9 protein-coding genes are annotated in these 10,393 nt (G+C 63.0%); 2 read left to right on the forward strand and 7 right to left on the reverse strand.

The window, feature by feature from the left end; genetic code table 11:
• Positions 1–191: 191 nt before the first annotated feature.
• From HX801_RS26415 to HX801_RS26445, 7 genes are all read right to left on the reverse strand, one after another.
• Positions 192–572 carry a hypothetical protein gene (locus HX801_RS26415; protein WP_177023010.1) on the reverse strand — a complete coding sequence of 127 codons (381 nt, stop codon included), beginning with the start codon at positions 570–572 and terminating at the stop codon, positions 192–194.
• Between the two features lie 14 nt (positions 573–586).
• Positions 587–1,867 carry a type II and III secretion system protein family protein gene (locus HX801_RS26420; RefSeq protein WP_177023011.1) on the reverse strand — a complete coding sequence of 427 codons (1,281 nt, stop codon included), beginning with the start codon at positions 1,865–1,867 and terminating at the stop codon, positions 587–589.
• On the reverse strand, positions 1,864–4,002 hold the full coding sequence (gene sctV, locus HX801_RS26425; protein WP_008433174.1) for a type III secretion system export apparatus subunit SctV: 2,139 nt from the start codon (positions 4,000–4,002) through the stop codon (positions 1,864–1,866). Before sctV ends, HX801_RS26420 begins: the two co-directional genes overlap by 4 nt.
• Positions 3,999–4,334: a lipopolysaccharide assembly protein LapB gene (locus HX801_RS26430; protein WP_087694813.1), complete on the reverse strand. Its 336-nt coding sequence runs from the start codon at positions 4,332–4,334 to the stop codon at positions 3,999–4,001. The genes sctV and HX801_RS26430 overlap by 4 nt, the downstream gene beginning before the upstream one ends.
• Positions 4,334–4,690: a hypothetical protein gene (locus HX801_RS26435; RefSeq protein ID WP_177009712.1), complete on the reverse strand. Its 357-nt coding sequence runs from the start codon at positions 4,688–4,690 to the stop codon at positions 4,334–4,336. The genes HX801_RS26430 and HX801_RS26435 overlap by 1 nt, the downstream gene beginning before the upstream one ends.
• Positions 4,691–4,718: 28 nt before the next feature.
• Complete coding sequence (locus tag HX801_RS26440) at positions 4,719–5,612, reverse strand: FHA domain-containing protein (protein WP_102606208.1); 894 nt, start codon at positions 5,610–5,612, stop codon at positions 4,719–4,721.
• A 115-nt stretch (positions 5,613–5,727) separates the two neighbouring features.
• Positions 5,728–5,889: a hypothetical protein gene (locus tag HX801_RS26445; RefSeq protein WP_003207273.1), complete on the reverse strand. Its 162-nt coding sequence runs from the start codon at positions 5,887–5,889 to the stop codon at positions 5,728–5,730.
• Between the two features lie 563 nt (positions 5,890–6,452).
• Between HX801_RS26445 and HX801_RS26450 the strand changes: the two genes are divergently transcribed.
• Both HX801_RS26450 and HX801_RS26455 read left to right on the forward strand, forming a co-directional pair.
• Positions 6,453–9,671 carry a type III effector HrpK domain-containing protein gene (locus tag HX801_RS26450; protein WP_177023012.1) on the forward strand — a complete coding sequence of 1,073 codons (3,219 nt, stop codon included), beginning with the start codon at positions 6,453–6,455 and terminating at the stop codon, positions 9,669–9,671.
• 72 nt (positions 9,672–9,743) lie between these two features.
• A complete protein-coding gene (locus HX801_RS26455) occupies positions 9,744–10,196 on the forward strand; it encodes a winged helix-turn-helix domain-containing protein (RefSeq protein ID WP_177023013.1) in 453 nt (150 codons plus the stop codon).
• Positions 10,197–10,393 lie beyond the last annotated feature (197 nt).

Below are 10,393 nucleotides of genomic sequence, written 5' to 3' on the forward strand. Positions count from 1 at the left end.
CCCTAAGTGGCCGTTACCGCAGGAATGGATATGTACGCGGTAAGCTTCAAGATCCCGGTCGCCTACCAGTCCGCTTTCGCGAGCAAGCCCGCTCCCACATTTGGATGGTGGTGTGGCAGATGGATCTGCTGGGCCTGGAATACCGCTATCGCAGGCAAGCCAGCTCCCACAGAGGACATGTGAACGCAGGTTCATTGCTCCGCTCCCGGAGCGCCCGTCTTGGCCTCTTGCTGAGCCTGACGCCGCTGCAACTGCTCCCGATCAAACCCCTCGATATACACCTGCGCCGCCCGCCCAACCGGTGCGGCCATCGCAGGCCCCGTCGCCCGCCCCTGATTCAAATCCTGGCGCTGCTCCACCATCTGCATCAAATTCAAATTGTTGGCACAGCCCAGCGGCAAGGTCGCCTTGAAATCCTCGTCCAGTCCAATCTCGTCCTTGGCCGGCGGCTGCTGGCACTGGCTTGGCACCCCGTCCGCCTGATACTGCGGCGAGTAATACACCGGCGCCAGATGCGTCTTGCAGCCCACCACCAACAGGGGCAAACACATCAACAAACGCGAAACTTTCATGCCATGCCCCCTCATCAATTCATGTAGAAACCAAACGCCCCACCACTGCGCGGCCCCGCCGCTGCGGCGGTCGCAGGCTGCGCATCCAGCGGCGTGGCCAGGGTGCGACTGCGCACCGGCTCCACCAGGTACGGCGTAATCAAAATCACCAATTCGGTTTCATTGCGCTGAAAACGCTTGGAGCGAAACAGGTTGCCCAGGATCGGCAAGTCCCCCAGCAACGGCAGCTTCTCGATGTCCTGGCTGCTCTCACGCTGGAACAACCCGGCAATCGCAAACGTCTGCCCGCTGCCCACTTCCACCCGCGTATCGGCGCGGCGCACGCTGAACGACGGCACATGGAAATTGCCGAAATCCACCGTGCCGCCACTCACCACACTGCTGACCTCCGGGCGCACTTGCAGGGCGATCCGGCCGTTGGGCAACAGCGTCGGGTTGAACAGCAGCGACACGCCGAACGACTTGTATTCGATCCCCACCAGGTCCCGATTCACCGGCACCGGGATCGCCACTTCGCCGCCCGCCAGGAAGCTCGCGGTTTGCCCGGTCATGGCGGTGATGTTCGGCTCGGCCAGGATTTGCAGGATCCCGTTGGCCTGCAACGCGTCGAGCATGCCGTCGATATTGGTATTGCCCGAGCCGCTGCCCGCCAACGCCAGGCCACCGGCGGTGGCGGCTGCCAGCGGTCCGCCGGTGATCAGGCCAAAGGAGAACGTGCCGTTGCTGAACATGGCGTTCCAGTTAACCCCGTAATGCAGCAGTTCCGAGCGGGACACTTCAGCGAAGCGCACACGCAAGTTGACCTGGGCTGCACCGGCGTACTCAGTGGTGTTGACCGCGCTCTGGAAGCCCTGGCCCTGTGGGTTGAGCAAGGCATTCAAATCCGTCGCTTCTCCAACCGAACGCACCGTGCCCTTGGCGATCAATCGGTTACCGGCACCGCTGATCTGCGCGCCATTGCCGGGATGCAATTCCTGCATCGGCGCAGTCACTGCCTGGGTCGCGCTACTGACCGCCAGGCTCAGGCTGGCAAGCTGTTTGCCGTCGCTGCCGAGGGCAATCAGGCTGGTATTGCCCGGCGCCTTGCCGAAGATATAGATCACCCCGGGCGACACCACTTGCAGGTCGGCAATCCCCGGCTCGGCCACCAGTACCGACTCCACCGGGGCCACAAAATGCAGGATCCGGCCTTCACCGGAGGCCAGGTTGATAGACCCCTGGGCACCGTTGGCGATGTCCTGGGCACTGCAGAAAAACGAGGTCAACGTCAGCAACAGCAGACAAAAACGGATCATGAGGCAGACGCCAGGGAAGTGACGGAAGCCGCGGCAGGTGCACGGCGGTTGGAGATATCGGTAAGGCTGATGGTCACCAGCGCTTGCAGGTTGTATTCGGTGGCCAGTTCGCGAAACGACAACACCGCCAGCTCCAGCTCACCGCGCAGTACCAGGCGCCGCAGGCTGCGGCGCAGTTCCGGGTGCACCAGCAATACCGCACTGTTGGCTTCAGTGGTTTTGTCGCAGGCCTGGCGCAGTTGGGCGAGCAACGCGCGGTTGACTTCCTCGGGGATCACTTCACGGCTGGGCTCCTGGCGACGCAGAGACGCACGCAACTGGTCTTCCAATCCCGGCGCCAGCACCAGGGCGCCAATCACCCGATTGCGGTCGGCGTACTGATGGCTGATCTGCCGCGCCAACCCTGCACGCAGGTGTTCGGCCAGGCGGCCGGCATCGGTTTCCCGGGCGCCCCACTCCACCATGGCTTCGAGCAAGGCCCGCTGATTGCGGATCGACACGCCCTCGCCCACCAGCAGGCGCAGGGTCTCGGCCACCCGCTGCAACGGCACCAGGCGCAGGGCTTCCTTGACCAGTTCGCCGTAGGTGGCTTCGGTGCGTTCGAGCAGCAGGCGGGTTTCCTGGATGCCGAGGAAGTCCGCGGCATAGCGGCGCAGGCTGCGTTCCAGCACGCCACGCAGGACTTCGTCCGGCAGCAGGAAACCGATGCCGGCGTTGCGCAACGCGTCTTCGTGCTGACGCTCGATCCAGTGCGCGGCACGACCGTTGAGGGGCGAATCGGCTTGCAGGGTGGCGATGTCCAGCAACTGCACATGCACCGGATCGTCCTGCAACAGCAGGCAGTTGATCGGCATCTCGCCTTCGCTGACGGGTACGCCTTCCAGTGACACGCGGTAGCTGCCCGGCGTGGCCTTGGCGTCCATGTGAATGCCCGGCACCGGCATATCGACGCCGAGGTCGCTGCGAATGTCGTGACACAGCGCTTCGATGCGTTGGCTCAGTAGCTGGCGCGGGGCGCTGAGGGCCAACGCACTGCCGAGGGTCAGCAATACCCGAGTGTCGGGGGCCACGCCATAATCCTGCTCGGCCTGCACTTCAACCACCGGTTCCAGGGTCTCGACCAGCGCTTCAGGCTCTACCTGGTTTTCACGGGTATGACGGCGGTACATCACGAAGGCCGCACCACCGAACACCAGCGACAACCCGAGGAACACCCAGGTCGGAAAGCCCGGTATCACGCTGACGCCGACCATGATCAGTGCGGTCAAACCGAGGGCGCGGTAGCTGGCACCCAACTGCTTGAGAATCTCGCTGCCGAGGTCACCCGCTTCGCCGTCGCTGTTGACCCGCGTCACCACGGTGCCCGCCGCTACCGAGATAAGCAGCGCCGGGATCTGTGCGATCAAACCGTCGCCCACGGTCAGCAGCGAATAGGTGTGCACCGCCGCGCCGAAGGCCATGTCGCGCTCGATCATGCCGATCAGCATGCCGCCCAGCAGGTTGACCGCGAGGATCACCAACCCGGCAATCGCATCGCCCTTGACGAACTTCATCGCCCCGTCCATCGCGCCGAACATCTGGCTCTCGCGCTCCAGGCGTGAGCGCCGGCGGCGGGCTTCGGCCTGGTCGATATCGCCGTTGCGCAGGTCGTTGTCGATGCTCATCTGTTTGCCGGGCATCGCATCCAGGGTGAAGCGCGCCGCCACTTCCGCGACCCGCTCGGCGCCCTTGGTGATCACCACGAACTGCGCCACGGTGATGATCAGGAATACCACCATGCCCACCACCACCTGGCCGGCAATCACGAAGTCACCGAAGGCCTTGACGATATGGCCGGCGTCGCCGTGCAGCAGAATCAAGCGGGTGGTGGTGATCGAAAGCGACAGGCGAAACAGGGTGCTGAGCAGGATCAGCGGCGGCAGCGCGGAGAATTCCACCGAGTGGCCGATGTAGAACGCCACGATCAGGATCAGGATGCTCAGGGCGATGTTCAAGCCGATCAGCATGTCCACCAGGTAGGTAGGCAGCGGGATGATCATCATCACGATCGCCATCAGCATGAACGCGACGATGATCACGTCGGTACGCTGGGCGGCCATGCGCGCGATGCCGTTCAGGCGATTGAGCAGGTTCATGGCGCGGCTCTCCGTGCAGCGAGGTAGCGTTTGAAGCACTGGCGCGCTTCGTCCTTGCGTTCGCCGTACCACAGCGCCCGGGCACGCAGCAGCAACAGGCTGGCAGACTCACCCTCCAGCGCGACCAGCCGATCCAGGGCCGCGAGTGCGCGGGTGAAGTCGCCGCTGTCGGTGAACGCCAGCACCAGCGAGCGCAACAGTTGGCCATCGTCGGGCGCGACACTCACGGCAATCAGCAACATCACCAGCGCGCGCTGGGACTGGCCGTTGCGCCGGTACAGCTCGCCAATGCCCTTGAGCAATTGCACCGCATCGTCGTTGTCCCGGGGCATCAGGCCTGGACCTCCGAGCGTTGTTGTTCGAGGGTGCGGCGCATCTCGATTTCCTCGCTGATCAGGTCATGGGCCAGCGCCTTGATCTGCGGCTCGGCGTCGAGGTTCGGCAACAGGTGCTGCATCACGTGTTCCAGCAGTTCCAGGGAACGTGCGCTGCCGAACAGCAGCGAGTCGACGCCGGCGGCGCTGGTGAGTTCTTCCAGGTCACTGCGCAGGGAGCGGCGGGACTGGACCTTGCGGGTTTTCAGCAACGCTTCGAAAGCCGTGGCCTGGCGCGAGTTGACCGGGCGGATCGCATCGACCGGCGCGCTGCGCACGTCACTGGGAATCAACGGACGGGGTTCGACTTTCATCCCGGGGCCTTAGCTGAAAAAAGCAGCGTCATAGGGTGAAGGTGAAGCGTTCTTCGCCACGGGCGAGGATCACCTGGTTGTTCTCGATGCGCTCCAGTACCCAGTTGTCCGCCAGGGCCGCGCCGGGGTACAGGCGCTTGCCGCTGTCATTGATCACGTAGGGGTTGGCGCCGAACCACACGGCTTGAAAGCGCACCCGTGGCCGGGCCGCATCTGCACGCACGGCGACCCGCGGGTTGAGCACGATCTGCTGGCCGTAACGCTGGTCGAAGGCTTGTTGCAGGGCGACCCATTGAGGCTTTTGCGCGCGCTCAAAGGAGCCGACGGCGTTGAGTTGGCCATCGATGTCGTTGACCTTCACGGCGTCCAGGTGGGCGGCCTGCAATTGCCCTTCGAACCAGGCCTTGGCCTCGGCACGGGAAGGCTTGGCTGCGGTTGTTTCGGCAACCGGCATTACGGTTTGCGCTTGCGGTGGATCATTGCGAAATGCCAGGGCGCCAGCGCACACAAAGAGCAACGCGGTGGCGATGATCCAGGGCGTTAACGTGCGTGTCGTAGCAGGGATTTTTTCAGGGCTGCCCGGCAGCGCCAGGCTCACACCCGCCGTGCCGATACGCAGTTGCAGCGGCAGCCGCGCGCGATGGCCGCTGCCTTGGGGAATACGGATATCGCCGGCAGTGCCGGTGATCAGTACATCGCCGCCGAGGGCCTCGACGGCCACCTGGGCCCCTTCAAAACGCAGGCGCAGGTGCAACTCGGCAATCCCGGGATCGCTGAGCTGGAGGTCGGCCGCCAGGGCGGCGCCAAGGGTGTAGACCGGCTGGTCGAGCATCAGGGAACTGCCCTGGTGCAAACCGTGGGTCACAAGCAGGGTCGGCGCGCCGTTCGCGGCGGGCAGGCCCAGGGAAATCAAGGCTGTCATGGTTGGGTTTGCCCCCTTGAGAATCACAGGCCGCAACGACGCCTGTGCCGATCAACAACGGTGCAACGGGGTAAGGCAGGTATACGGGCAGCGCCGGCGCTGCCCGCATGGCGAATCAGTTCTGCGGACGCTGTTTGGTGGCGTCGAGCTCTGCTTTTTTCGCGGTGCTGATCTCGGTGATCTTGGCCGACTTCTCGATGGCCATGTTGAAAGTTGCTTCCATCTTCGCGATAGCGTCGTCGGCGCCGCCTGCACTTACTGGTGGAGTAGTAGCCATGTTCAATCTCCTTGCATCGATAGGGAAGTTAAGCCGCATGCAAACCGAAACAAACTCCCAGCGTCAGACAGTGAGTTGGCAATGCAGCCGTCGGTTTGCATGGGAACCATACTACTCACGAACAAAACGCCTTCGCTGTGAAAGCTTGTGAAACGTTCATGGCAGGTGCTGTGAAAAATCCGGCTCAACGTGCCGTTGAGAAAATCTCATCGCCGCGCGGGCGTGGAACTTTTGTTAAAAAACCAATACACGACGAGACCCAATGTTTACGGGGGCACAACCTGAAAAACGAACCAACTCGAACAATTTACGAGCCCGTTACCCCTGGGTAAAAACGTTGATCACTCAACAATTCCAGAAAATAAATCCGACAACTTCACACTTTTAACTAATAGCCATTTGCCCAACTTTGCAGATATTTCCATTTGTAACAAAACCGACTTGATCATCGCGTTTGATAGCTCGGCGCGGGTTAACCCAATAACACTTCGCAACTTTCGCCCGCCCCAGTTAGTGCACTTGCACTAAATATCGACTGATATAAAACAACTTCCAGGTGATCTATGACTGCGATCCCGAATGGCCTTGACCCTGCCGACAACAAAGGCCCGGATGGCTCCCGGAGCACGTTCGAAAAAGCCCTGTTCACCGCCGTCGACAAGCCGGTATTCGACCCCTCGAAAATCCGCGGGCCGTCCATTCCGCTGCCGTACCAGAACGTGCAGGCACCGGTGAACAACAGCATCACCTACACCCCGCTGGGCAGCGACAAACCGGTGACCCTCAAGCAGATCGACAGCCCCAGGCTGTTTGAGCAATTGGTCAACCAGTACAACGCACAGCAAAGCGACGCGACCCTTGAGAAGAATCTGGCCGACAGCAAAGGCGCCGGCTACAAGGAGGCAGACGCCAGCACCGTGGCGCCTGGCCTGGGCAACTACAAGGCGATCGGCAGTACCACCGAATTGGGCCCGGGACTGATCCGCTACGAGACCAGTGCCGGCGACAAAATCGTGGTCAGCCAGAAGGAAACACCCGCGCTGTTCGCCCAGGTCAGCGGCGACTCGGCCAAGCTCTTTGCGATCAATGCCAGCCAGGCCGAGGGCTACCGCCTGGCCGGCCCCACGGAAACCATGGACCCGGCAGCGAATATCGGCCCGCCCGAAGAAGTCGGCCCGGGCCTGATTCGCTATACCACGGCGTCGGGCGACAAGGTGATCGTGTCCCAGGACATCACCCCCGCGCTGTACGACCAGGTGGCCAAACTGTATGCCGGCAGCACCGGCGCAGCGGGCGCCTCGGACACGTCCTGGATCGACACCTCATCGTTTGGCGTGTCGGGTGCCAAGGACTGGGACACCATCACCGGCAACACCAGCGGCACGCCGACCAAGGAAGAACTCGACCTGAACCGGCCCAAGGCGGCCGCGCAATTGCTCTCGCAAAACTGGGACGCCTGGGGCCTGCATGGCGCGCCGATCGACTTCGCCAACCCACCCACGACACTCCCCCCCGAGGCCCAGGCCGTACTCAAGTACGTGGCCAGCAGCCCGAGCCTGATGGCCGCGCTGGATACCGGCGGGCGTGGCAAGGCCGACAATGTGATCACCCATTCCGATGTCGACCATTTCATCGACAACGCCGGCAAGGACCTCGGCGCCGCGTCGAAATCCTATGGCAGTTTCCTCGGCAGCAAACCCGGTGACCTGGCCAAGGCGAATGCCAAGTCGGCGGCAATCCTGATGGCCAATGAGAGCCTGGCCGCTGGCGCAGGTCCGGCGATGCGCCCCGGTGACGCCAACCAGCGCAGCAACGACGGCATGCTGCGCAGCGACAACCTGCAAGCCTTGGGCAGCGATTCGGCCCTGAGCACCGAGCTGACCGGCGCAGCGGCCATGTGGTCCAGACCCGGGATGTTCCACGCCCTGGAAACCGGCGGCGACAACCCCGCCACCGGCAAGTCGGACGGCATCGGCACCCGCGACAACATCGGCGCCTGGCTGGAAAAACAGGCGCCGAAAACCGACAGCGACACCCTGACCTTCCTCGACGGGGCCGCCACTCGTGATGCCGTCGCCGGCGTCGACACCTCGGGCCTGACCGCCGACATCCTGGCCAACCCGCAGAACTACAGCGGCGAACAGAAAGCCGCGGTGCTGGTGCAGTTGACCGATGCACAAACCCGCCTGCTGGTCAGCGACTACGTGCCCCACGCCGGGTTGATGGACAAGTACACCTCGCCCCACTACGGCCTCAACCCCAACGAAGACAAAATCAAGGCACAGCTGCAAAGCGGCATCGAAACCCTCTCGGCCGACCCGGACGTGCAAGGCTTCCTGCAAAACAATCGCGGCCCGGCACTGGCCGACATCGTCGACAGCAACCCGGCGATGAAAGTCGCGATGCAGAACTACTACACCGACGACATCGAGACCGGCAAAAACCTCACCGACAATCTCAACGCCAAGGACCAGAACGGCAAGCAGATCGACATGGGCATGGGCCTGCAAAACGCAGCCAACGATACGACCATCGCCAACCTGGCGCTGGGGGGCAACGGCCATGTGGACCTGACCGGCATCGCCGACAAGGCCGGGCAAAGCGACAACATCCAGCAGTACTACAAAAACCAACTGGTGACCGGCAAGGCCTTTACCGACGCGGTGGCCGGCGGTATGGACCCGACCGTGGCGGCCAGCAGCTTCGCCGCCAGCACGGCCTCGGCCCAGGCCTTCCTCGGCGACAAGGCCTCGGCGGATGACGCCGCCACCTTGCAGGTGAATTTCAACGAAGCCCTTGGCGACGCCCTGCTCGGCGGCGCCACCACCGACACCCTGAACATCACCCTGGGGGACGGCAAGGGCAACTTCGACGAAGCCAAGGTCAGTGCCGCGATCAACGACGCCCAGCAAAAAGATCCAGAGATGTTCGTCACCTCGGATGGCGGCAAGATCGACCCGGCGCAAGTGGTGTCGATGCTGCGTTCGGTATGGGACATCGGGCGCCAGGGCAACAAGATCGCCGACGCACTGCCCAAGGCCATCGAAGGCATGAAGTTCGGCGACGTCAGCCCGGCATTCAAGCAAGGCCTGCTGCACATCGGCAGTGCGGTGTTGATGAGCGGCGTGCTGATGGCCCGTTCGGCCAGCGGCAGCAACACGCCGGTGGCGGACGCGAACCGGGTATCCGCCGGGCTGCAATTTGCCGGGCTGTTGATGGAGGGCGGCACCAAATACGCCAAGGAAGCGGGTTACGGTATCACCTGGGTCAACCGCCCGGATGGCGGCACCATTGGTGACTTCCCCGGCAAGGTACCGGTGGGCAAAGGCCCGTTGAGCCCGCAGCAAATCGCCAACCTCGGCGCGGCCGGCAAGATCATCGGTTCGGCGGGCGGGATTATCGGCGGTGTGATCGGGGTGATTGGCGGTGTCGACTCGTTGAAAAAAGGCGACTACCTGAGCGGCAGTTTCTCGGTTGCCACCGGCGTGCTGGGTACGGGTGCGGCGGTGGCCGGGTTGGTGGAAGCCGGGGCCGGGTTGTACGGGGCCACGGAAATCGGCGCGGTGGCCGGGACCATCAGCGGGATCCTCGGCGGGGCTACGGCGATCCTTGGCGGGATCGGCAGCGCGTTCCTGCCCTTCGCCCTGGCTGATGCCCATGGCAAGGCGCAGGACGCGTTCTATGGCCAGCTTGCGCCGGTGCTCAAGCAATACGGGTTGACTGGCGGGCCTACGGAGCCGGGTGATTATCCTGAAGACCCGATCCCGGCGATCAACACCTGACCTTCCCTTGCAGCCTTGCGCGAAGGGAGCCGCGCGGGGTTGTGTTTTTGAACATGCACAAAGGTTAATCACATGACGTATTCACACCGCGGCCACCTTGAAGACAGCGCTATTGAAATCCACTTTGGCCCTTATCAACTGCTGCCCCGACGTCATCTGCTGCTGAAAAACGGTGAGCCGGTGAGCCTGGGCAGTCGGGCCCTGACGTTGCTGATTGCCCTCGCTTCGCGGCCTGGTGAGCTGTTGGAGAAGACCCAATTGCTGGACATCGCCTGGCCACGGTTGGTGGTGGAAGAGTGCAACCTGCGGGCGCAGATCAAGGCGATCCGGCGGGCGTTGGGGGATGATGATTCGGTGTATATCGCGACGGCGACGGGCCAGGGGTATCGGTTTGTTGCGCCGACCTGGGTTGAGCGCGGGGCGCAGAAAAAGCCGGTGGTGTTGGGGGTTTATAGCTGTCGGCGTTGTTTGGGGGATGAGGTGAGGCCGATGCACGGCGTGCGGCAGGAGAGGCTTAACAGTTGAGGGGGGGATTTGGATCGGGGGCATATCCATTATTTGGGTGATGGCTTATATCGGTTCCGCTCTTACAGCGGCTCACTTTTGAAAAGCGCAAAAGTAAGCAAAACGCTCTTGCCCCACCACTCGGCACCTCGCTTAGGCTCGGTGTGCCCTCACTCCGGCTTTGGACCGTGGGCCGCCGTCATGGGCCATCCCTGGCC

The sequence above is a fragment of the Pseudomonas sp. G1002 genome (assembly GCF_013385455.1).
Classification (GTDB): Bacteria; Pseudomonadota; Gammaproteobacteria; order Pseudomonadales; family Pseudomonadaceae; genus Aquipseudomonas.